The 23,668-nt window shown below is 48.2% G+C and carries 20 protein-coding genes and 1 tRNA gene; 3 read left to right on the top strand and 18 right to left on the bottom strand.

Going from position 1 to position 23,668, the window contains the following annotated elements; all coding sequences use genetic code 11:
• Positions 1 to 40 precede the first annotated feature (40 nt).
• A complete protein-coding gene (locus ABWO75_RS01310) occupies positions 41 to 2,242 on the top strand; it encodes a transglutaminase-like domain-containing protein (RefSeq protein WP_353181769.1) in 2,202 nt (733 codons plus the stop codon).
• A 119-nt stretch (positions 2,243 to 2,361) separates the two neighbouring features.
• Here ABWO75_RS01310 and ABWO75_RS01305 read toward each other — a convergent pair whose 3' ends face one another.
• The 6 genes from ABWO75_RS01305 to ABWO75_RS01280 all read right to left on the bottom strand — a co-directional run bounded on the left by ABWO75_RS01305 (position 2,362) and on the right by ABWO75_RS01280 (position 6,082).
• Positions 2,362 to 2,901: a GNAT family N-acetyltransferase gene (locus tag ABWO75_RS01305; RefSeq protein ID WP_353181767.1), complete on the bottom strand. Its 540-nt coding sequence runs from the start codon at positions 2,899 to 2,901 to the stop codon at positions 2,362 to 2,364.
• Between the two features lie 116 nt (positions 2,902 to 3,017).
• Positions 3,018 to 3,094 (bottom strand) — tRNA-Asp (locus tag ABWO75_RS01300).
• Between the two features lie 66 nt (positions 3,095 to 3,160).
• Positions 3,161 to 4,234 (bottom strand): peptide chain release factor 1, encoded by a 1,074-nt coding sequence (prfA, locus tag ABWO75_RS01295; protein ID WP_353181765.1) that lies wholly within the window; start codon positions 4,232 to 4,234, stop codon positions 3,161 to 3,163.
• A gap of 95 nt (positions 4,235 to 4,329) precedes the next feature.
• Positions 4,330 to 4,659: a DMT family transporter gene (locus ABWO75_RS01290; protein WP_353181763.1), complete on the bottom strand. Its 330-nt coding sequence runs from the start codon at positions 4,657 to 4,659 to the stop codon at positions 4,330 to 4,332.
• Positions 4,660 to 4,746: 87 nt separating this feature from the next.
• Positions 4,747 to 5,340 (bottom strand): Crp/Fnr family transcriptional regulator, encoded by a 594-nt coding sequence (locus ABWO75_RS01285; protein ID WP_353181761.1) that lies wholly within the window; start codon positions 5,338 to 5,340, stop codon positions 4,747 to 4,749.
• Positions 5,333 to 6,082 carry a UDP-2,3-diacylglucosamine diphosphatase gene (locus ABWO75_RS01280; protein ID WP_353181759.1) on the bottom strand — a complete coding sequence of 250 codons (750 nt, stop codon included), beginning with the start codon at positions 6,080 to 6,082 and terminating at the stop codon, positions 5,333 to 5,335. The genes ABWO75_RS01285 and ABWO75_RS01280 overlap by 8 nt, the downstream gene beginning before the upstream one ends.
• Positions 6,083 to 6,157: 75 nt before the next feature.
• Here ABWO75_RS01280 and ABWO75_RS01275 point away from each other — a divergent pair, with 75 nt between their 5' ends.
• Entirely contained in the window at positions 6,158 to 8,305 is a 2,148-nt protein-coding gene (locus ABWO75_RS01275) for a prolyl oligopeptidase family serine peptidase (RefSeq protein WP_353181757.1), read from the top strand.
• A gap of 27 nt (positions 8,306 to 8,332) precedes the next feature.
• Here the strand turns inward: ABWO75_RS01275 and ABWO75_RS01270 are convergent, their stop codons facing one another.
• The 12 genes from ABWO75_RS01270 to ABWO75_RS01215 all read right to left on the bottom strand — a co-directional run bounded on the left by ABWO75_RS01270 (position 8,333) and on the right by ABWO75_RS01215 (position 20,484).
• On the bottom strand, positions 8,333 to 9,385 hold the full coding sequence (locus tag ABWO75_RS01270) for a TerC family protein (RefSeq protein WP_353181755.1): 1,053 nt from the start codon (positions 9,383 to 9,385) through the stop codon (positions 8,333 to 8,335).
• A 1-nt stretch (position 9,386) separates the two neighbouring features.
• The gene (locus ABWO75_RS01265) at positions 9,387 to 10,358 is read right to left on the bottom strand and encodes a polyprenyl synthetase family protein (RefSeq protein WP_353181753.1); all 972 of its coding nucleotides are present in this window, start codon (positions 10,356 to 10,358) and stop codon (positions 9,387 to 9,389) included.
• A 67-nt stretch (positions 10,359 to 10,425) separates the two neighbouring features.
• On the bottom strand, positions 10,426 to 11,001 hold the full coding sequence (locus tag ABWO75_RS01260) for a DUF3109 family protein (protein ID WP_353181866.1): 576 nt from the start codon (positions 10,999 to 11,001) through the stop codon (positions 10,426 to 10,428).
• Positions 11,002 to 11,016: 15 nt separating this feature from the next.
• On the bottom strand, positions 11,017 to 11,793 hold the full coding sequence (locus ABWO75_RS01255) for a DUF3108 domain-containing protein (protein WP_353181751.1): 777 nt from the start codon (positions 11,791 to 11,793) through the stop codon (positions 11,017 to 11,019).
• A gap of 31 nt (positions 11,794 to 11,824) precedes the next feature.
• Entirely contained in the window at positions 11,825 to 12,340 is a 516-nt protein-coding gene (locus ABWO75_RS01250) for a DUF2480 family protein (protein WP_353181749.1), read from the bottom strand.
• Between the two features lie 63 nt (positions 12,341 to 12,403).
• Complete coding sequence (locus tag ABWO75_RS01245; protein ID WP_353181747.1) at positions 12,404 to 14,506, bottom strand: peptidylprolyl isomerase; 2,103 nt, start codon at positions 14,504 to 14,506, stop codon at positions 12,404 to 12,406.
• 164 nt (positions 14,507 to 14,670) lie between these two features.
• Positions 14,671 to 15,594 (bottom strand): CE1 family esterase, encoded by a 924-nt coding sequence (locus tag ABWO75_RS01240; RefSeq protein ID WP_353181745.1) that lies wholly within the window; start codon positions 15,592 to 15,594, stop codon positions 14,671 to 14,673.
• Between the two features lie 100 nt (positions 15,595 to 15,694).
• Positions 15,695 to 16,357, bottom strand: a complete 663-nt coding sequence (lptC, locus tag ABWO75_RS01235; protein ID WP_353181743.1) for an LPS export ABC transporter periplasmic protein LptC — start codon at positions 16,355 to 16,357, stop codon at positions 15,695 to 15,697.
• Entirely contained in the window at positions 16,323 to 17,621 is a 1,299-nt protein-coding gene (gene bamG / locus ABWO75_RS01230; protein ID WP_353181741.1) for a BamG family beta-barrel-assembly machinery protein, read from the bottom strand. The genes lptC and bamG overlap by 35 nt, the downstream gene beginning before the upstream one ends.
• Positions 17,622 to 17,661: 40 nt before the next feature.
• Positions 17,662 to 18,354, bottom strand: a complete 693-nt coding sequence (purQ, locus tag ABWO75_RS01225) for a phosphoribosylformylglycinamidine synthase subunit PurQ (RefSeq protein ID WP_353181739.1) — start codon at positions 18,352 to 18,354, stop codon at positions 17,662 to 17,664.
• A gap of 181 nt (positions 18,355 to 18,535) precedes the next feature.
• On the bottom strand, positions 18,536 to 19,516 hold the full coding sequence (locus tag ABWO75_RS01220; protein ID WP_353181737.1) for a DUF6427 family protein: 981 nt from the start codon (positions 19,514 to 19,516) through the stop codon (positions 18,536 to 18,538).
• 110 nt (positions 19,517 to 19,626) lie between these two features.
• Positions 19,627 to 20,484: a UDP-2,3-diacylglucosamine diphosphatase gene (locus ABWO75_RS01215; protein ID WP_353181735.1), complete on the bottom strand. Its 858-nt coding sequence runs from the start codon at positions 20,482 to 20,484 to the stop codon at positions 19,627 to 19,629.
• Between the two features lie 221 nt (positions 20,485 to 20,705).
• Here ABWO75_RS01215 and ABWO75_RS01210 point away from each other — a divergent pair, with 221 nt between their 5' ends.
• Positions 20,706 to 23,648, top strand: coding sequence for an FAD-binding and (Fe-S)-binding domain-containing protein (locus ABWO75_RS01210; protein ID WP_353181733.1), 2,943 nt, complete (start codon positions 20,706 to 20,708; stop codon positions 23,646 to 23,648).
• Positions 23,649 to 23,668: the final 20 nt, after the last annotated feature.

Below are 23,668 nucleotides of genomic sequence, written 5' to 3'. Positions count from 1 at the left end.
GTTCACCCGTGGATGAATCGCCTGCTTTATTTGTTGTCTTATGGATTTGAATCGCCTGCTGCGTTTATTCATGCCCGTATTATTTATGTTGTTATTTCAGCAGCCTGTAGCTGTCCACGCTCAGGATGGCGTCTTTTCCGGGCAAAGTGATCCCGGTGATACCATTGGCCATACCGCGCAGACGTGGAGCGCATCTGAATTATTTTTTCAATCGCAATCGCGGCAGCTGATGCTCGCTGACGATGCGATTGAGTTAGCGGGGGATATGCTGATAGCAGACGACGCGCCTGGGATTGGATCAATAAGGGGCGAAGCCTGGGATACAATCGGTAATGGAATAATGTTACGCAAGCATTTGGTTTTGCCTGATTCCCCGGTGCGAAATGCAACGATCAGTATGTTGCTATATCCGGTTGGCAATACGCCGCTTTCCGGAGGAAAACTGGTATTTACCGTAAATGGCAATAAGCCGATAGTTTACGAGTTCCACCATTTCTGGACTTCCGTGCCAGTGCCCTTAGCCTATTTGAAAAAGGGCGAAAACCGGATTGAAGTTGCCGTGCAGGAAGCCGGAAATCAATACCGGGTGCCGGTTGCACTTTATGAAAAATTCAAATATGGATCAACAGCCAACGTAAGCCTTCCCTTCCGAAGTGCTCGAAGCATAGACAACGGCAATACCTGGAATAACCGGGTAACAGCCGCGGGCGGGGCGGGGGAATACCCCATCCGGCTTAAACTGCAGTCTTACAACGACAGGGCTTGGCTGCATACTCCGGTCATTAATCTGGCGGATAAGCTGCTGGGGGAAGTAGTTTTTTCTCCGGCGATTATCCATGACGCAGTTATCCGGATAGACACAGCCGTAACACAAGGCAGTCGTTGGCTCACGCGGATCCGTAGCGGAGATACACATCAGCCGGCGCTCGGTGGCTGGTCGGATTGGGAAGAACTGGCAATGGAAAAATTACCGGCCGAACACAAAAGACGTTTTATTCAGCTGGAGTTTAGCTTTGAGGCGAACTCGGTTGCGGAAACACCAAAATTAAACGGACTCACCGTAGACAGCAGGTGGACGGTGGGATTAGCGGCGGCTAACCTGACGGTGGTCAGTTCGCAGAACGGAGCCGTTATCCCAAGTGCTTTCGCATTCCGGCACGAAGATCCGGCAAATAACAAGTTACAGAAATTCCGTAGGACGTTTGCCCTGGACAGCGTCGTCGAAGGAGCGGAAACAGCGTGGGAAAAAATGATACGTTTAAGAGGGTGGGTTGCAGGTCAATGGGACTGGTTCCTTCCTGATCCGGAATCACCTGATTTGATCACGTGGGACGCCACGGAAATATTGGCCGGCACGGGAGGTAAGCGTGGAGGCAATTGCCTGCATTATGCTGTGGTATTTGCCCAGGCCTGTCAAAGTTTTGGAATTCCGGCGCGCATTGTGAACACCAATTTTTCGATATGGGGAGGCCATGAGGTGGTGGAGGTGTGGTCAAATGAATTTAATAAATGGGTAATGATTGACCCTAATTTTGATACGTCATTTTACGATCGTAAGACAGGTATTCCCTTGAATGTCCTTGAATTGCATCGCATTTTTTTGTCGACCTATTACCCGGAAGGCGAACCGGTTAACCGGGACCGATGGTCGGTTGACGACCGGAATTTGCGGACGGCCAATATCCGCCCGGAACAATTGCCCATCGCTATTGAGGTGGGCGGGCATGCGTTTTCGGGAAAGATCAATGAAGATTATGTGTGGTGGAAAGTAATTCCTAACCCGCTCAATGCAGGCTATTCGGGTGGTTATGGGTTTTTTAATACGGCTGAAATACGCTGGTTACCACGCAGCAACTGGCTCAGCCAGCCGTTGCCGATACCCATTACACACGGCAGGACACATTGGGGATGGGACGGTTATTATGCCTGGACGGACGAGCAGACCCCCCCGACGCCGGAACATCGGATTTTTGTCAGGCGTGCTGCTGACATGTATGGTCCGTTGTTTCAGGTGAATTTCAGCGCGTCGGTGGTAGCAAAGGATCGGCTCATCATCAACATGCTGACCGATACGCCCGGATTTAGTTATTTTGAAGTAACCGTGAATGGAAAACAAATGCAGGTGTCAGCGCACACATTCGAGTGGAAGCTGGTACCGGGTAGCAATAACCTTGAAATCCGTAGCGTGGACGTACTTGGTAATAAAGGTAAACCTTCGGGCATCACATTGACCAGTAAATAGCTGCCAGGGAACGTATTACCGTCGCAAGGAAACATAGGCCGCAAGGCGTCGTTGAAAATAGATGTTCAGCATCGTACGCTGCATCAATAACCACATCTTAAAAACGGTGGTTTAAAGCATCAGCCTTCTGTAGGTGTGCTATGATGATGTAACGTGAAAATATTTAAATTGGAATTTTCCTTGTGCGTTTCTGTTGATTTTACAAAGTTTAATTTTAACAGCAGATTGGTTGAATGCTGGTTCCTGTTATGTGTAAAAGCATGTATTTTTTTAAACTTTAACGCCTGAAATACGTAATCAATTACTACTTGAGCTGCCTCTCTCATTATTCCCTGTCCTTGAAATTTAGGCATTAATTCATATCCAATTTCACAACTACTATTTTCGCTTGAAAAGTCAAACAGGCAAATTGTACCTACAAGTGTCTTTGTCTCTGTCAGGGTAATCGCCCAATAACGCGTATTGCCTTTTGCAACATTGTCATTAACCGTATTGATGAAATCTATTGCATCTTCATTTGTCTTACATATTTGTCTGTCAAGGAACTCGTTAATTTTTGGGTCAGAACGCAGCGCAAAAATAGCTTGTTGGTCATCAATTGATAATTGTCTGAGCGTTAATCTTTCAGTTTTCAAAATTGGGAAGGTCGCTGAATTCATAGTTGTCATTAACTTATCGGTTTGTTTGGCATTTTCCCGCACCCCAGCACTAGGTGAGAGTTTCGTTTCCTATAAAAGAAAAACCCTCTCTAAGATAATTAGAGAGGGTTTTAAACTGGCGGTCCGGACGGGACTCGAACCCGCGACCCCATGCGTGACAGGCATGTATTCTAACCAGCTGAACTACCGAACCTGCTTCCCTTTCGGGTCTGCAAATATAGCTTGTTTTATCTATTTGCAAACATTTTTTTGAAAATATTTAACCGGTAGCACCTTCCTTCATTTTCTCTGCATTCTCTGCAAACTGGAGGGCATCGATAATCTCCTGGATATCACCGTCCATAATAGTAGGAAGGTTATAAAGGGTCAGCCCGATGCGGTGTTCCGTAACACGCCCCTGAGGGTAATTATAGGTGCGTACCTTGGCCGACCGGTCGCCGGTTGATACCATTGTTTTCCGTTTGGCAGCAATATCACCGTGTTTTTTCTGTACTTCGAGCTCGTATAGTTTCGATCGGAGCATCTCCATCGCCAGCTCCCGGTTGGCTAGCTGGGAGCGTTCCACCTGGCAGACTACCACGATACCCGTCGGTTTATGTGTAAGCTGCACCTTGGTTTCTACTTTATTTACATTTTGTCCGCCTGCACCGCCTGAACGTGACGTCTGCATTTCGATATCTGCAGGGTTGATTTCCACATCCACCTCCTCTGCTTCGGGTAATACCGCAACTGAAGCTGCAGACGTGTGTACGCGACCCTGGGTCTCGGTGTCGGGCACACGCTGCACCCGGTGAACACCCGATTCGTATTTGAGCTGTCCGTAGACATCTTCGCCAATAACTTTCAGGATCACTTCTTTGTAGCCGCCCGCTGTACCCTCGGTAACATCCAGCACTTCATTACGCCATCCTTTTTGCTCAAAAAAGCGGGTATACATCCGATACAGGTCACCGGCAAACAGGGCTGCTTCATCGCCCCCTGTACCACCCCGGATTTCAATGATGGCATTTTTTGCATCTTCAGGGTCCTTCGGAATCAGCATCAAGCGGATTTCTTCTTCTTTTTCCGCTTTCTGCTCCAGCAGCAAGTCCAGTTCTTCCTTCGCCATTTCACGCAATTCCTGATCTTTCTCGTTAGCCAGAATGTCCTTATTGGTGTCGATATTGCTTACCATATTTTTATAGATATGGTATTGCTCGACGATCTTTCCAAGCTCTTTGTATTCCTTGTTGAGTTTGGCAAACCGCTTCATGTCATTGATGGTTTCGGGGTTGCTTAATTCGCGTTCCACCTCATCCCACCGATCTTTTATGGCTTTTAGCTTTTCTAACATATTATTTTTCGTAATTCGTTTCGGCGTTGAGCCAAACAGGCACAAAAATACGTTTTTTTATGGTTTTTCCGGACGTGGAAATAGTGACATTGACCCTAGTGCGCTGAAACGGCTTTCAGCCCGATAATTGAGCCGATGAGCGTGGTGATGAAGACCAGCCGCCATAATGTAGCCGGTTCCTTGAAGAAAATGATGCCCATCAGTACGGTTCCAACGGCGCCAATACCGGTCCACACCGCATAGGCGGTGCCCAGGGGCAGCGACTGGGTGGCCTTGATCAAGAGTACCATGCTGGCGGTGAGACACACGGCAAAACTGCCATACCACCAGAGCGATTCCGTACCGGTTGTACTTTTTGCTTTTCCCAGGCTTGTGGTAAATCCAACTTCAAATAAGCCGGCGATAATGAGAATAATCCAATTCATAGTTACTTGTTATCAATATATTGTATTGCATCATTGCCCTGCAAATATCCGCAATGCGGCCGGACTAATTTTTACAAATGGAAAAAACTAACGGATATCTGCCCGGATGCGGCTGAGGGTAACCTGGTTAACGCCCAGGTAAGAAGCGATATGTCCCAACTGAACCCGGAGCAGGAGGTGGGGGTGATGAGTCATCAGTTCGCTGTAACGAGCTGTTGCCGTTTTGAATTGCCTTGACATGAGCCGCTCTTCGGTTTTGATCAGTTCTTGTTCGGCTAATTTTCTACCCCAGTTGGCGAGGTGGATATCGGTGGCATATAAGTGCTGTAAATCGGCGGTCTTTAATTGAATGAGTTCACAAGGTTCCAGCAGTTCGATATTTTCATATCCGGGTTGGTCAGTAATGTAACTCTTCAGTGAAATTAATGCTTCGCCTTCAGCCCCGAAACATAGCGTCACCTCGTTGGCATGATGGTGGTAATATACGCGGGCGATGCCTTTGACAACGAAATAGAGATCGCGTTCCAGCTTTCCTGCCCGGAACAGCAGGTGCCCCTTCGGGAACTTAACCAGCGTGGCAATGCCGCGGATTTTTTGCAGCGATTCAGCGGGAATATCCAATACATTGGTGAAGAGCGTATCAATATGCATATTAGCCAGCCTAATATCGGGACTACCCATTCCACGTCTTTAATTCCAGCTTTTCACCATCGAATACGGCGTATGTATAGTAATTCATCCATTCGCCGAGGTTGATGTACCTGCTGCCGTTGGGCAGGGTAATATCCAACGGCAGGTGGCGGTGCCCGAAGATGAAATAATCGTAGTGCTGTTTTTTAATTAATTCTTTAGCATACAATACCAGCCATTCACGGTCTTCACCCTGAAAGGTTTCTTTGCCTCCCGATGCGATGCGGCTATGTGCCGACCAGCGTTGGGCGATACCGATTCCGAGGTTGGGATGCAGCCGGGCAAAAAGCCATTGGCAAAAGCGGCTTCTGAATATTTTTTTGAGCACTTTGTATTTGCGGTCGCCGGGACCGAGCCCGTCGCCGTGATGCAGGTAGAACGTCTTTTCGCCACGGGTGATAATCAATTCGTTTTCAATGATGGTTGCACCCAGCTGCTCTTTGAGATAGCCGAACATCCACATGTCGTGATTGCCCTTGAACAGCGTGATTTTGATACCTGCATCTGCCAGTTCGGCCAGTTTACCCAAAAAGCGGATAAAACCCTTGGGAACGACCGTGGTGTATTCGAACCAGAAATCAAATATGTCGCCAACCAGGTAGAGTTCAGCAGCATCAGATTTAATGCTGTCCAGCCACTGGACCAGCTGCTTTTCCCGGGTGTAGGCAGTATCGTGGAGCGGTACGCCAAGGTGAAAATCGGAAGCAAAATAGATATTTTTGCGTGTGGCCATAGCGGCCAAAAATACAGAAAAGATTGGTTTTTATACCGATCTTGTTAGTTTTGTCTGATACTAATCCGTATTTAAATGAGCAAGCCTATTGGGGTTATCGTACTTGCCGCACTGGCAACAACCGCATGTCATCATCAACATGGCATCGTACCGGCGTCGGATATTGTCTTATTGCCTTACCCGGAAACGCCTGTGGGGGATGTGGTCGATACGTATTTCGGAAATAAGGTGCCTGATCCTTATCGGTGGCTGGAAAATGATACGTCGCGTGACACGAAAGCCTGGATAAAGGCGCAGAATGAAGTAACTAATCGGTACCTCGAACGGATTCCGTTCAGAAAGGCCATATACGACCGGTTAGCGGAATTATGGAATTATGAAAAGTACACTGCACCGTTTAAGGAGGGTAGCTATACCTATTTTTATAAGAACGACGGCTTGCAGAACCAGCATGTGCTGTATCGCCGGCATGGAGAGGACGGTGAAGTAGAAATTTTCCTCGATCCGAATAAATTTTCCGAAGATGGTACGACGTCCCTTGCCGGAATTGCGTTCAGCAAAGACGGTAGCCTGGTGGCGTATCAAATTTCAGAAGGAGGTTCAGACTGGCGCAAAATAATCGTCATCCGTGCCGAGGATAAATCCGTTGTAGGGGATACATTGGTTGATGTGAAATTTAGCGGATTGGCCTGGCACGGCAATTCCGGCTTTTACTACAGCAGTTATGACAAACCCCGGGAGGGCAGTGCGCTGGCGGGTATTACCGACCAGCATAAACTGTATTTTCATCGGCTGGATACTCCACAGGATAAAGATGTGCTGATCTTTGGCGGTTCGCACACGCCGCGACGTTATATAGATGCTTACCTGACGGATGATGAACGATTTTTGGTCATTTCCGCGGCCAATACGACCACTGGAAATGAGCTGTATATCCAAGACTTGTCGAAACCGGATAATGCTATTATCCAGGTCGTCGATAATTTTGAAAAAAATCACAGCGTTATCGACCATACTGATGATACGCTATTTATTTACACCAATCTGGATGCTCCGAACGGGCGGATTGTTGCTGTGGACGCACGTAACCCGGCCGTCGAAAACTGGCAGGATCTCATTCCGGAGACAGCGAACGTTTTGAGCCCCAGTACCGGTGGGGGCAAAATTTTTGCAAATTACCTTAAAGATGCTACTTCATTGGTGCATCAGTATAACAGAAAGGGAGAATTAGAACGGGTAATCGAACTGCCGGATGTTGGTTCGGCCAGTGGGTTCAGCGCAAAACCCGGCGATATGGTGCTCTATTATTCCTTTACTTCCTATATCTATCCGCCAACGATTTTCAAATACGATATCAGAACCGGGAAATCGGAGCTGTACAACGCTTCGCGTGTAGATTTTGACCCTTCGTTGTATGAGTCCAGGCAGGTGTTTTATCACTCGAAAGACGGTACGGAAATACCGATGATTATTACGCATAAGAAAGGACTCAAGCTGGATGGAAACAACCCGACATTACTGTACGGTTATGGTGGATTTAACATCAGCCTCACACCCTCGTTCAGCACGTCAACGATTATTCTGCTTGAGCAGGGCGGGGTATATGCTGTGGCCAACCTGCGGGGTGGTGGTGAATACGGCGAGCAATGGCACCTGCGGGGAACAAAGCACCAAAAGCAAAACGTGTTTGATGATTTCATTGCGGCGGCAGAATACCTTATTCGCGAAGAATACACTGCTCCCGGGAAACTGGGAATTGCCGGTGGCTCCAATGGTGGGCTGTTGGTAGGGGCAGCAATGACACAACGGCCGGAACTATTCCGTGTGGCGTTCCCGGCAGTAGGTGTATTGGATATGCTTCGTTATCACAAATTTACTGCAGGGGCGGGCTGGGCTTATGATTACGGTACCGCAGACGATGATGAAGCGATGTTTACATGCCTTTATACGTATTCTCCCTACCATGCGCTGAAGCAGGGTACGGCATACCCGGCTACGCTGGTAATGACGGCTGACCATGATGACCGGGTAGTGCCCGCGCATTCATTTAAATTTGCCGCACGATTACAGCAATTTCACAGGGGAGCATTGCCGGTGCTTATCCGTATTGAAACAAAGGCGGGGCATGGCGCAGGTAAACCCACTGCAATGATTATCGCGGAGCAAGCGGACAAATGGGCCTTCCTGTTCCAAAATACAGGCGTCACTTACAATCCGCAATAAAACGGGATGTAATGCCGGCCCAGCGTGCTATGCCTGGGGTTCCGCTTTTTTCGGGAACATTAATGAAGCGATCACACTGATAGCCAGAATACTCACAATTACAATGAGCGAATGTGCTGTGGTAAACCCCCATTCGCTAAGCCAGTGGTGCAACAACATCTTGGCACCGATAAAGACCAGCAAAAAGGATAATCCCGTTTTCAGGTAATGGAATTTGTGGATAATGTTAACCAGCAGGAAAAACATAGACCGCAGACCAAGGATGGCAAAAATATTGGAAAAGAAAACAATGTACGGATCTTTGGTGACAGCGAATATGGCTGGAATGGAATCCACCGCAAAAATGAGGTCTGTAAATTCGATGACTAACAGGACAAGAAAAAGCGGTGTAATGTATTTTTTTCCATTTTCCCGATGAAAGAAATGCCCGTTTACAAAATCGGGGTATACTGCGAAATATTTGGAAGCAAATTTAACTACTTTGTGATTCTTCGGGTCTATCTCGTCATCTGTATTGCGGTTGATGAACATCACGACACCCGTATATACCAAGAAGAAGCCAAAAAGATACAGTATCCAACCAAACTGGCTGATCAGCGCCGCCCCGAGAAAGATAAATATAAAACGAAGTAAAATCGCACCGATAATACCCCATACCAATACCTTATGGTAGTATTCCGGCCGAACCCCAAAAGAGCCGAACACCAGTACCATAACAAAGATATTGTCGACGGAAAGTGCATATTCTACTACATAGCCTGTGATGTATTCCAGTGCTAAGTTGTTTTTATAGGCGGTTAGGCTTGCTGCAAAATCGTCGGGGATCAGCCTGATGTTGTGCAAGTGTTTTTTCGTGATTTCAGCGAGCTGTGCAAAATTTTCAATATTATGCAATTCGTCACCCCAGATGCGTAGCAATACATAAAAACCAAGGGCAAAGCTGACCCACACCGCGCTCATGATTGCTGCCTGTTTAAGGCTCACTGCCTGATTGCTTTTGCTGAACAGGCCAAGATCGATGGCCAGCATCAGGACAATAAAAATGATAAATCCTCCAAAAAATATAAGTTCGTGGCTCATGCTATTTATTACGTTCTGTAGTATATTTTACAAGTTGTTCCAACCCATTCCGATAGGCGCTTTCCGGAAAGTAGGCAAGAATATCAAATGCTTCCTGTTGGTAGGCCTGCATTTTGGCGGTCGCATATTCCATACCGCCGCTGGTTTTGACGAACTCGATCACCTCTTTTACTTTTTGATCGTTTTCATTATGGTTCTTCACCAGGTTAATGATGTGCCTTTTTTGCGCACGGCCGGTCTGTTGCAATGCGTAAATGAGCGGCAGTGTAATCTTCTTTTCCTTGATGTCATTACCGAGGGGTTTACCCACATCATCGACGCCGAAGTCAAATAGATCGTCCTTAATTTGAAAGGCAATGCCTACTTTTTCGCCGAAATTACGCATCTGTTCCACAATATCGCGGTTTGCACCTGCCGAAGCCGCCCCACACGCACAGCAGGAGGCGATTAGGGAGGCTGTTTTTTGCCTGATGACCTCAAAATAAATGGATTCCTCAATGTCAAGCCGGCGCGCTTTTTCGATCTGGAGCAGCTCACCTTCACTCATCTGTTCCACGGCTTCAGTGACAATCTTTAACAGGCCGAAATCATCGTTGCGGATGGAAAGCGATAATCCCTTAGCCAAAAGAAAATCTCCGACCAGTACTGCAATTTTATTTTTCCAAAGGGCATTAACAGAAAAGAATCCCCGCCGCACATTTGCGTTGTCTACCACATCGTCGTGTACCAGGGTAGCGGTATGCAGCAATTCAACCAGTGCCGCTCCCCGATAAGTCGCTTCGCTAATGCCGCCGCATAACCCTGCGGAGAAAAAGACAAACATCGGCCGCATTTGTTTGCCCTTTCGTTTTACGATATAATGGGTGATGCGATCAAGCAGCGGAACAGAGCTCCGCATCGATTCCTTGAATTTATCCTCGAAAATTTCAAGTTCCTGGGCAATCGGTTTCTGTATTTCGCTTAGTTTGATCATGTAAAAGTCCCGCAAACACGAATATTGTCTGATGGTGTAAAAACGGCCGTAAGATACTAAGATATTTTTACTTGTTTGAATCGTTTTCGGCAGCGGCTGCCTCGAGTTCGCTGTACCATTCGGCGCCGTATTTACGGGTGAGGGGTTCTTTCAGGAATGCGTATACCGGTACATGCAACTCCCTGCCCAGCGAACAGGCCGAATGGCAGATGTGCCAGCGGTCGTAGTGCAATACCTCGAAGTCGGGATAAACAGTGGTGCGTATCGGGTATAGGTGACAGGAAATGGGTTTTTTCCAGGTAATCGCACCGCTTTCATAAGCCTTTTCAATAGCGCATTTGGTGATGCCGTTTTCCCAGGTAACGTAAGCACATTCCTTATTTCCGTCCACACATGGCGTTGTGAGATCGCCATCCATGTCGGTGACATGTGTGCCGTATTCTTCCACAGCAGCTATGCCTTTTTCCGTCATATAAGGCTTTACCTGCGGATATATTTCCTGGAGAACGGCCAGTTCAGTCTGATGCAGCGGGGCACCCGCATCACCTTCAACGCAGCACGCACCGCGGCATTTATGCAGGTTGCAGACAAATTCTTCTTTAATAAGGTCTTCACTTACCAATACAGCTCCTACCTCGATCATCATGGTTGATTGTTTTTATTGTTTTTCGCCAAGCGGATACTTCAGGCCGCTGGCGTCGGTCAGCTCCAGTGTTACCGATCCGACCAGGATCTCGACCTGGGCTTTTACCGGAATCCGGTTCCCGTCGTTGGTTACCCATAGGTATAACCTACTGTCCTTTTTAAATATACGGCCGGGTTTGATCTCCGGACTGAATTTAAGGCATTCCAATGTACCCAAGGCCGTTTTTATAGTTTCAATTCCGATATATTCGATGCCGAGCGTGGCGATCTCATCGTTCAGGAAATAGGTGAGCTTAAACGAGTCACCCGTCTTGATCTTGGATAGATCCAGGTTTCGCGCAAAGTAATACGCAGAAAGTAAATCGAAGGTCTGGTCGGAATTGCTTCGGAAGGTTCCTTTGTTGCCGACAACTGTGCGGCGCCGGTGATCAAACCTTACAATATCCGTCCGTCTGTAATTTCCTTCGCGTATATTTTCCGTATAATAATGGGGTAAATACGTCCGTGAGTCAATGTATGAGTCATAACGATTATCAACCGTATAGAACACACTGAATGCTGAGGAGGTGCGCCCCCTTGCCGAAAGATGAAACGAATGGGGACTGCTGAATTTAATGCTGGAATCTTCTACCTTGAGCACGCCCACAGCGGCTGAAATGATGCCGTACCGCAATCGGTAGGTCAATTCTTCTCCTGCCTGGAATGCTGATTCTTTACGGAAGGGAAGCTGGCCGTGGGCCAGCAAGGTCACACCGATGAAGCAGAATATAAAGGCAGTCGTTTTTTTCATCAACAGAACAATATGCAAATAAAATGCCGTTTTAGCCTTTGCGTTTAAATACCGGCACAGTTGAACACGGTTCGCCATACATGATGCTTTTGGCCACCTTGGTTAATTTTGCCGTGAATTTAATAAAAGCGGACTCCGGAATCGGGATGTCCCCACAGCCTTTAACTACTACGCGCTGGTCGCGGTAACGTTCCATGTCCACCTCGTCCAGTGCCCGTTCGTATAACAGTGTCTCCAGAACGCCCGCATCACCAAAGGCGACATCTTTAGCATACGGTTCCAGGCTATTGGCCAGCAACATATAAGCCCAGGTAGGGACAATTGCATCGGCAGAACACGTAATGCCTACGTATTTTCCTTCATATTGCTGCCAGTCGTGGGACTTCACAAACTCCCTGAAATCTTTTTCCCTGAGGATAAGACCATGGAATAAATTATCTTTAATGTCATAGATTACCCGTTCGCCCCGGGGCCCGAAGTCCGCAAGGTCCACGGTAATCAATCCGCTTTGTGCCACTTTATTGACAATCTGCTCTTGTATTTCCATAGCAAATAAAAAATCCGGACAGTATAACCACTGCCCGGATACAAAATTACGTAAAATAACGGGTTAAAAGAATCTTGCCCGGTTGTCTACAATATCTGCCTTATCCTGCAGTGCACGGAACGTCAATGCTCCTGCCCGTTGGGTAGTGGCTTGCATCAATTGTTTTTTCAAAGCTGTCAAATCCTCAGGTACGGCCGGGTTTACAAAACCCGATACCTCCACAACGTACACGCCCTGTGCACCCCGTATCGGACTGGAAGGTTGTTTAGGCTGCAGCCCAAAAACGGTACCCACTACGGTGTTTTCCCGGGCTACTCCCGGTATTACCGGATTAGCCAATACAATATTTTCGGCAGTCACCGGTGTTTTTCCCAGTTTTTCTGCGATTTGGGTCAGACTGGTCGCGCCCTGTGATGCCTCAGTTGCCTGGGCGATTAGCTGCTTGGCTTTTACCCTGTTGCGAACTACCCCCTCGATGTCTTTTTTCACAGCTTCCAAAGGAAGCTGGCCCTTTTCCTGAATATCAGTAACGCGGGCGACGATATATTTATTTGTCGCTTCGTATACTTGATTTGTAACATCCCCCTGGTCGGCTTCAAAAGCCCACCGGATGAGCTCCCGCGGCACATCCGTACCCATCAGCATGGTTTCCATGGCTGTAATATTTTCTGCTTTTGAAGGGGTGAGTTGCTGCGCTGACGCTACTTCACTGAAATTATCACCGTTGATCGCGCCGAAAAACTGCGTTGCCTTATTGTAAGCGGCATCCATGGTTTCTCTACCACTGGTTACCTGTTTATCCACAATGGCAGCTTTAACTACACGTGATGAGCCGATCTGATTTACAATTTTGATGATGTGGATGCCGAACTGGCTATTGACAACAAGGACATCGCCGGTTTTGCCATTGAATACGGCGTTTTCAAATACAGGTACCATCATGCCCGGAGCAAAAGTACCCAGTTCGCCGCCGTTAATTTTACTACCCTCATCCACGCTGAACTGGATAGCCAGCGATGCAAAATTTTCACCCTGGAGTACCAGGTTCCGGATGGAATCGGCTTTTGCCTGTGCGCGCTCAAGTCCACCCTCAGCAGCTGGATTAAGTAGGATATGGCTGGCCTTTACAGAATCCGGCCACACCTTCGCATCTACTACCTTTGCAATCTCGAAAGTTCCATTTGAAACGATCGGACCGACCGTTGATCCAGGAGATGCGCTGAAAATGAGTGAGTCCAATGCTGAGCCCATTTCACCTCGTTTGCGGTAGGCATATGGATATTTGGTGTCCGAATTAACCGCAGCAAACAGGGAGTCTGTAGTCGACGCTGAAAGCTGGTTCTTTAATTCCGTTATCGTTTCCCGTACCCGGGCTGTATCCTGTGCAGTAGGGCTGGCGTCAAATACAACGTACTCCAGGCTGCGGGTTTCTTCCGCATTTTTAAAAACTCCCTTATTCTCGTCGTAGTAAGCCTTATAGTCCTGCTCCGTAACGGTTACCGAGCTGTCTGGTATGGCGCTGTAATCCAGCAAAACATAATCAAAATTTGCTAGTTTATTCCGCTGGTTATAATCCTCTGTCGCTTCCAGTGAAGTGACATATATGCTGTTGTTAACCAAGTCGGTGTATTTGGCAGCCAGCCGGGTGTCAATTACGTTCTGAAGGAGGGCTTCCCACTGTCCGTGTGCCTCATGGCCTGCAGGGAGGCTACCAACCTGGGCAATGAATCCGTTGAGCTGGTTGCGGTCGAATTGTCCCGTTTGGGGGTTCATAAATGCCTGTTGTATCTGCATGGAAGGGTTCTCCCCCTGGACCAGGTCATTCAATTCAGGTTGGCCAACGGTTAGGCCGACCTGTTCAATTTCTTTTTCAAGCAGCGCCCGGTTGAGGTATTGACTCCAGACCTGCTGCACAGCCCACGACCGCATCTGTGGATTCAGCGTGCCGCCGCCCATTTGCTGGCGGAACATTTCGGACGTCTGGTCTACCTGTAAATTAAATTCATTGATATCAATTGCATCGCCGTTAATGCTCCCCACCTGATTTTGATGCCTTGCCCAAAAAGGCGTGCCGTAATTAATTACGTCTCCCAGTAAAAACGCAAAAATCGCGAAACCGATAAAAGCAACGATAACCACCCCCGCCCGGTTACGCAAATAGTTCATTAATCCCATAGTTGTATATAAACTGTTTTGTTTTTTCTAATTATTTCGTTGTAAGACCGGGTTTAGCCAGTTACTGAAAATGAGGCGCAAGATACGATTTTTATAAAAAAAATAGGATCAAAAAGCAAAATTGAGCAAAACGGTCAAAAACCGGCATTATGCAATTATTTTTTATAGCGCATCATAAAATCCCACACCATTTCAAACGAATTGTAATCCATGTTCTGTCCCGCGACAATCGGTTTTCCCGGTTCGCGAAGGGTCGGATGCCGGTGCGCTCCCCCGATGATTTTGTAAAGCACGACATCGTACTTGCCCGGGTAATGCTGTATTTCAACAGTCGATTGATCATCGGGGGCTATATCAGGTAGGACACGTACCTTAGCACTGGTTTTGGTGCCATTTCTTGCTACCCAGTATGCCACGTTCTGATCACCGGATAGCAATCGGGGAGTATTGATCACGTCGACGGGTCCACCGTCCCATCGGATAACGCTGTCCGCGGTTCCGCTTGTGATAATGACGGGAATCGGCTCGGCATCGACAGATGCGGCAGCTACCTGCGGACTGATGGCCGATATAAAGGGTGCGATGGCGGCGATCTTCCCGGGAATGTCTACACTTAACCGGTACGTCATCATCCCGCCATTTGAACTTCCGGACACATAGACCCGGCGGGGGTCACCCTTAAAATCGTTGATGAACAGGTCGATTAAATGACTGATGTAAGCTACATCATCGATGGTATCTGTTGCCGGGAAACTACCGCCCAGCCTATCATTCCAGTGCTTGGATGTCGCTTCCGGATAAACCACAATCGCACCATCCCGGTCGGCACGGCGATGGAATTGCGGACCCAGTACATCTACGCCGATCTGGGCGCTGGCGCCGTATCCGTGAATGAAGAATACAATCGGTAATCTGGCTTTTGCATCATATCCGGAAGGAATGTAATACATGTATTTACGGTCGATCCCGTCAAACCTGACCGTCGCGGTGTGTACCCCCTGATCCTTTGCTTGCTGGGCAACCGCGAGCAGGCCCGGGGCCATGGCACACAGCAATAGGAGAAATGATCGTTGAAACATTGCGGTGTTTTTAATTAAACCGTTGAGCATAGGAGCTGTTTTTTTTGGTCTTGTATAGGGCAGAGCCCATCCATTTTGAAAAAATAGCCGGTAAACGCCATTAGCGGAAAGACGGTCCCTGGTTGCCGTCGAAAATATACAATCCGGTTGAATTTTGAACCACTATATTTTCAAAGTTCCCATCCGAACGAAAAGAAGATCCCATAAAATCACCCTTACCATCCTTAAAATGTGCGGTAATTGGCACGTGATTATAAAACGTATTGTCTTTTTGGCTGTGAATGAGTTCTTCGGTTTTGATGACGGAACCGTCCGCGCGGGTTATGACCACATTCCCCCGGAATTCGATTAACTCCTCTGCCTCTTTCTGAATCGCATAATCGGCGGTAATGCGCTGGGTTTCTTTGCTATGTTCATCATAAAAAATGATGGTAACCCCCTTTTGAAATTCGTAATACGGATCTTCCACGTTGTAGTGCCGCATTTCAGGCGCGCTCATTTTTGCCTGTACAACGGCTGAATCACTGAAAACGACGGTAACGCCCCTGGAAATATCCACCGGTTCTTCTGCCTGTATGGCGGCAATGCGGTCGACTTCCTTTAAATCCGTTTCACAGGAAGCCAACAGGCAGATTATTGCCAGAAACAAAAGGACAAAACCCCGCTTTGGGGCGGGGAGTATGTAGTCAGTTAATGTCGTCTTGGTAAACATGGCATGGTCGGCATGATTAATCGTACGATCTCCGGACGAACCAGCGGTCATTGAGTGTAAACCCTAAGTTAAAATTAATATAGCGTTCACGGACTAAATTGTTTGAAAGCGTACCCATCTGGCCAAATTCACTGGAGAAGTTGATCTTGTAGAACGTGCCGCCGAAAAGCGAAGCCAACGGAAAGCCAAATCCCACGGTAATGGCCATTTGCTTAATGTCCTGATCCTGCAAATTGAGGTATAATTTGTTGGCTTTGAAGCCAAGCCGGTAGTCAATCAGGTTGAGGTAGTTGATTGAAGACGCGTCGGGTGTGAACTGTCCACCGACAGCAAATCCATAACTGTCCGTAAACCCGGGATCGGTTGTTCCTTCCCGGTAATCACTCCACTTGGCGTAATTAAAATCGCCCCCCACCATCCATTTGTTGGTTTTGGTCAGCGTGAACCCGATGCTGTGTTTCATCGGCATTTTAATCGAATATCGCTGGCCTTCAAAGGTAGAAATGGTGTCTAATGGCAGGTTCTCCTCGTCTTCGGCCACGCTGGTCGCGGTACCGGTTACCACTTGGGAGGCTTTTGCCCGGAGCGATGTGCCCGCTGTTCCCGAATAACCAATAGTCAGGCTTAATTCATTCTTCAGCGGCTGAAAGTATTGTATGCCGTAGTCATAGCTGAATCCCTTGACATAACGGCTGTTATCCGTCCGGATATTGAGTGCACCCACATCATTCGGGAACTCGATGGAACTAATGTTGTTGAGTGTACCGAAAATATAGCCTGCATTCACGCCTATACTGAAATTTTTATTAAGCTGAATGCCGTATCCGAGGTACGCCTTAGTTGTGCCACCGGTACCTGCATACACCGTATTGATATTCGTTGTGTCGACTTTGCCGGGAATAGCGTAACTGGAGCCTACATCTGAAAAAGGCAGAATACCAAAACTGATTCCGCCCGGCCGTCCAAGCGGGATCCCGAAATTAATGTGGCTTAATGCAAAATTATACGCGTTCTCGGAATGCTGATTTTTGCTTAATTGGTTGATGTTGCCAAATACACCGACATCAATGGTGGTAAGCAGCAGCGCAGAGTAGGATGCCGGATTGATGACGTTGATATTGCCATAGCCCTGCAGATAGCGCACGCCGGTGGAAATACCGCCCATTGCCCGGCTTTGCGGCAGGTTATCGCCACGCAATTCGCCGATGCCAAAGCGCGAGTATGGTGAGCTGGTAGTCGACCGCTGTGCATAGCCCAGCATAGCCGCCAGCATAAGAAATGCAACAAAAACAGTAACTTTTGAAACGATACGCATGTAAATTGAGGGAGCTTTGTGCATGTAATGAGTGAACTGATTACGCTAATGCGGTATGGAGTATGGATTCAAAAATGCCTATGCCATCCCGGTTACCCAGGATGTTCTCCGAGGCGCGCTCGGGATGTGGCATTAAACCGAATACGTTTCTTGATTTATTGCACACACCGGCGATATTTTCCAGGGAGCCGTTGGGGTTGGCGTCGGCTACGACATTGCCAGCGGCGTCACAATACCGAAATAATACCTGATCGTTGTCGTTTAGCGCGTTTAAAGTCGCTTCATCCGCAAAATAATTGCCCTCGCCGTGTGCGATCGGAATTTTATAAGCTCTGTCCAATTCCAATTGGGAAGTGATTACGGAATCGTTGGTTTGGGCCTTCAGGTAGATATTGTCACAGATGAATTTCCGTTGCTGGTTGTGCAGCAATGCCCCCGGCACCAATCCGGCTTCTGTCAGAATCTGAAAACCGTTGCAGATTCCCATTAGGTATCCCCCTTTTTTGGCGTATGCAATGATTTCCTGCATAATTGGCGAAAAACGGGCAATGGCGCCCGAGCGCAGGTAATCGCCATAAGAAAAACCGCCGGGCAATACGATAAATTCCGCCCCTTGCAGGTCATGGTCTTTATGCCATAAACGAACCACCTCCTGTTCCATAACGTGGCCTAAGACGTGGATAATGTCTTCATCACAATTGGACCCCGGAAATATAACGACACCGAACTTCATGTAAATATGCTAAATTGATGATAATCGATTAACTAAATAAACCACGGGGGTATCCTGCTGCAGCATGGCCTGTAATAAAGGTGGCCTCCCACCCGTAAAATGTATGCAAAGCTATCTAATTTTTAGCTCCCGCCACACATTCTTTTTGTTAAAAAAGGTTAAAAAGCTGTATAATAAACAATTAGAAGAACTGGAAGTAGATGCTGGTCAGCAGTAAAAGAGCAAATACACTTTCGTAGAACCACCGCTTGGTTGCATAGTTAAAGTAATAAGCCATGTAAATGGCGATGGGAGGCACACACAAGAGAAAGTGGTTAACAGCCAATTCTGCATTCAGGTAAAAGGAAGGCACCGTCAGTAGCAGCATACAGAACAACAGTTGAAAAGATTTCCGGATGTGAACGACGCTTTTGAAAAAGTTTTGCCTTAACGTAAAAAGGAAGAGCACCAGGATGAGTATCACAGGGACCAATACCAGGTAATCATACATTTCAATGTGGACTGATGTCGGAAACGGATAGGTTAACGGTAGCCAGATCCGATAAAATGCGTCGAGCTGGCCGAACCAGAAATACAACACACCTAACAGAAAGTAAATGGTGATAAAGCCAATAAAAGCAGCCAGCCATTCCCGCCAATCGAATGGACGGAAGATGATCAGCGCACCCCAAAGCAGCAACAACATTACAATAAATGGAAAATACACCAGACTTCCCAAGGCTACAATCATACCCAGATCAAACATCAGGGGCTTGATTTCTGTCCGTCTGTACAGGCTGAGTAACTTACTCAGCATCCAAACAGACAGGAAATTGCAAATCAGGATGGGTGATAATACCAGAAATGGCAAGATCAGGCTGGCCAGGGCAAGGTACATCAACGCGGCCAGAAAACTTGGTCGGCCAACGAGGTTTGCGGTATTGACAACCTGGTTGATCAGCAATGCCTGGACAATGGTCAGCGCCAGCGTAATCACGACATTAAGTTCGGGAGAAACGGTTCCCTGATATAACTTGCCGGTGAAATTGCTGATTGCGGGTTCAAAAAATACGGGGGTCAGGCCTTCCGGAAGGTGGGTAAAGACACCCAGGCACAGCAATACCCCCACAACAGATAACAATAGGATATTGAGCGGTGTGTATTTCCGGAATTGATCGATCATTTTGTATGCACGTCTTTGTGCTACAATATTAAGATAATTTAGCCAATCGACCATTGCTAATTTCATGCACGTCGTATCGGCTAGTGGGATATCCGGCCTCAGCAGCGAGGCTACAAGGCCACCATAGGCTCTGATTTCAATACTTCCAGCAAGCGTTTGATGTCCAGTTTTTCACTGAGATCATCATGCTCTGTCCCGTCAGGCTCCGGGTCTGCCGTTGCGTAATCTTCGGCCTGGTAACGGTAGATTCGCCACTTCCCGCGATGGCACTCCAGGGCCGTCAGGTTTTCCACCCAATCGCCCGAATTGAGGTAAGTTACCGTTCCAAGCTCCGTTTCGATCTGTTTGATCTCAGGATGATGGATATGCCCGCATACTACATATTGATACCCCTTTTCAATGGCAAGGGAAGCGGCTGTCACTTCAAAATCGTTGATAAACTTGATCGCATTTTTAATGCTGTTTTTGATCTTTTTCGAGAGGCTCATTTTATCCCGGCCCAATTTTTCCAGCATCCAGTTAACCAGGCTGTTCAGCAGGATCAGGCTATCATAACCGACAGCCCCTAACCGTGCAAGCCATTTGGAATGTTGCATGGTTACATCGAAAATATCGCCATGGAATACCCAGGCTCTTTTTTTTCCGATGCACAGGGTGAGTTTATTTGTTAAAGTCAGCGATCCCAGGCGGAAATCGGTAAATTTGCGTAACAGCTCATCGTGATTACCTGTTAAATAGGTAACAGGTACACCCTCCGCCACAAATTTGAGGATCTTCCGGACAACCTTCATGTGGGATTCCGGCCAATACCGTTTGCTGAACTGCCAGATATCGATAATATCGCCATTCAGGATCAGCTGCTTTGGTTTTACGCTTTTAAGATAACGCAACAGCTCTTTTGCGTGGCAGCCATATGTGCCAAGGTGTGTATCCGAAATAATAATCAGGTCTACATCCCGTTTTTGCATAAGTAGCAGGTTGTGTGTGGTAATAATTGTTTGCAGCTCATAACCATTGCAATGCAAATAGAAGGAAAGGAAATGACCTTAATGTAATGGCTGTATTAAATTTCTGCGATTAACACCGGCCGTCATTGGTACGGACTTCCTTTCAAACGCGTATTTGGTATGGATGTAAATAACCACTCGCGACTTCCTGAAAACCACATTATGTTTATATTCGCAGTTGTATGACCAAAACTGAAAACATAGCATCGGCATTAGCCGACCTGAGCCGCTCGCTAACCGGCAGGCTCTATTACAATGACAGTGCCGAGCATGCCACCATCATACGCGCTTATTCGACCGATGCTTCGGTGTATCAGGAGCGTCCCCTTGCCGTGGCCATCCCGAAAGATGAAAACGACCTGAAACAGCTGATTGCCTTTGCGTCGGGGTATGGTACTACACTCATTCCGCGTACTGCGGGCACCTCACTGGCTGGGCAGGTGGTCGGCCGGGGCATTATTGTTGATGTATCCCGTCACTTTGACCAGGTGCTGGAAGTGAATGCCGAGGAACGCTGGGTACGCGTACAGCCCGGTGTCATCCGCGACGACCTGAACGCATACCTGAAACCTTATGGACTGATGTTCGGTCCGGAAACGTCGACCGCCAGCCGGGCCATGATCGGCGGAATGGTAGGCAATAATTCCAGTGGATTGCACTCCATTGTATGGGGCGATACGCGTAGCCACCTGTTATCGGCTACCGTATTGCTTGATGACGGGACCCAGGTGGTCTTTGAACCGTTGGACGATGCTGCACTTTTCCAGAAACTGAAACAATCCAACCGGGAGGGCGCGATTTACCGGGAGATGAATGCCCTGCTGACCGACGAATCCAACCGGCGCGTCATTGCGGATAATTATCCTAAACGCTCAATCACACGACGCAACACGGGGTATGCACTGGACCTGCTGGCAGACAATGAGCAGCCCTTTAATCTATGCCGGCTGCTGGCCGGTTCGGAGGGGACCCTCGGTATCCATACGGAACTAAAGTTGAATTTGCTGCCGCTTCCGCCAGCGGAAATCGGTCTGCTATGCATCCATTGCCACTCATTGATCGAGTCGCTGCACGCCAATGTCATTGCGCTGGCGCACCATCCGGAAGCATCTGAACTTGTCGATAAGTACATTCTCGACTTCACCAAAGGACACCCTACCTACCAGTATAACCGGTTCTTTATTGAAGGGGATCCCGAAGCGCTGCTGATGGTGGAATTCCGGGGAGCAACTCCCGAAGAGGTGGCCGGCAAGGCGGCTGCCCTGCGCGCCGACCTGCTGGCGCGGGGACTGGGTTATGCGCACCCGCTGGTAACCGGGCCGAAAACAACACTGGTTTGGGACGTCCGCAAGGCCGGATTGGGGCTGATCCGGAACCTGCCGGGTGACACGCAGCCGGTAAACCTGATCGAAGACTGCGCGGTACTGCCTGCAGATTTACCTGCTTATATTGAGGAATTGCAGGGAATATTGGATACTCATGGCCTTAAGGCCTCTTATTATGCGCATGCCGGGGCCGGTGAGCTCCATGTCGAGCCGCTGATCAATCTGAAAACACCGGAGGGGAAGCAGGCATTCCGCGCTGTGCTTGCACAGACGGCACAGCTGGTAAAGAAATACAATGGCTCGTTGAGCGGGGAACACGGCGACGGCCGGTTGCGCGGGGAATTCATCGGTGCGGTTTTGGGTAATGAGGTATATGCGCTTTTGGAAAAAGTGAAACAGATATTTGACCCGGCCGGTATCTTCAACGCCAACAAAATTGTCGATACACCGCCCATGGATAAGTTTCTGCGGTACGAAAAAGACACCTCGGATATCCGGGTTCCCACCATATTTGATTTCAGTAAACAGGAAAGTATCCTGAGGCTTTCGGAAAAATGTTCGGGCTCGGGCGATTGCCGAAAGACGCACATCACCGGGGGAACGATGTGCCCGTCTTACATGGCTACCCGTGAAGAACGGGATACGACACGGGCGAGGGCCAACATGCTTCGGCAGTTTCTCACCGATTCGCGGAAGGTTAACCGGTTTGACCACGATGAAATTAAGGAGGTAATGGACCTGTGTCTGAGCTGTAAGGGATGTAAGACGGAATGCCCGTCGGGTGTTGATATTGCCAAAATGAAGGCCGAGTTTCTGCAACATTACTACGATGCCAATGGTACCCCGTTCCGGGCAAATGTCATTGCCAACTTCACAAAATCCCAGCGGCTGGCCAGCTATTTTCCGGGACTTTACAATTTCGTGATCCGGAATAATTTCACTTCTTCCATTGTAAAACGCGTACTTGGCTTCGCCCAGGATAGATCGCTGCCGGAAGTGGGCAGCACGACCCTGAAAAAATGGGTGGCACGGAGACAGGCCCGCAAAACAGGGCAGGGAACGACCGCCCGTCGGGTTTATCTTTTCTGCGATGAATTTACCAACTACAACGATACGGACATCGGGAAGGCAGCGTACAAGCTGCTGACTGCACTGGGATACGACGTGCAGTTGGTTAATCACCTGGAAAGCGGCCGGACGTACCTGTCGAAAGGGCTGGTCCGGAAAGCAAAAGAAATTGCAAACGCCAATGTCCGCATGCTGAAGGATGTTATTACTGCAGAAACACCCTTGATCGGTATCGAGCCGTCTGCTGTGCTGACCTTTCGGGATGAATACCCCGATCTGGTCGATCGGGAATTATTGCCCGAAGCGGAGCGGCTGGCCGCCACCGCGCTGCTGATTGATGAATTTCTCGCGGACGAAATGGATGCGGGCCATATTGACCGCTCACGGTTTGGTACAGCTAAACAGCAGATAAAGCTGCATGGTCACTGCTATCAGAAGGCGTTCCACCTGGTTGGCGCCACCGAAAAGATACTTGCCTTTCCGGAAGGTCATGAAGTAACGGTTATCCCTTCGGGATGCTGTGGCATGGCGGGCTCTTTTGGCTATGAAAAGGAGCATTATGAAGTTTCCATGAATGTCGGTGAATTGGTGTTGCTTCCTGCAGTCAGGGCAGCTGCCGAGAACGTGATTATTGCTGCGCCGGGTACCAGTTGCCGACACCAGATTAAAGATGGAGCAGGGAAGCGGGCTTATCACCCTGTCGAAATTCTTTGGAATGCGCTCGTAAAATAACGCCGGAAGAGAAAGCCGTC

It is taken from the genome of Parapedobacter lycopersici (assembly GCF_040395035.1).
GTDB lineage: Bacteria > Bacteroidota > Bacteroidia > Sphingobacteriales > Sphingobacteriaceae > Parapedobacter > Parapedobacter lycopersici_A.
This window is presented reverse-complemented; position numbering and strand designations above follow the sequence as displayed.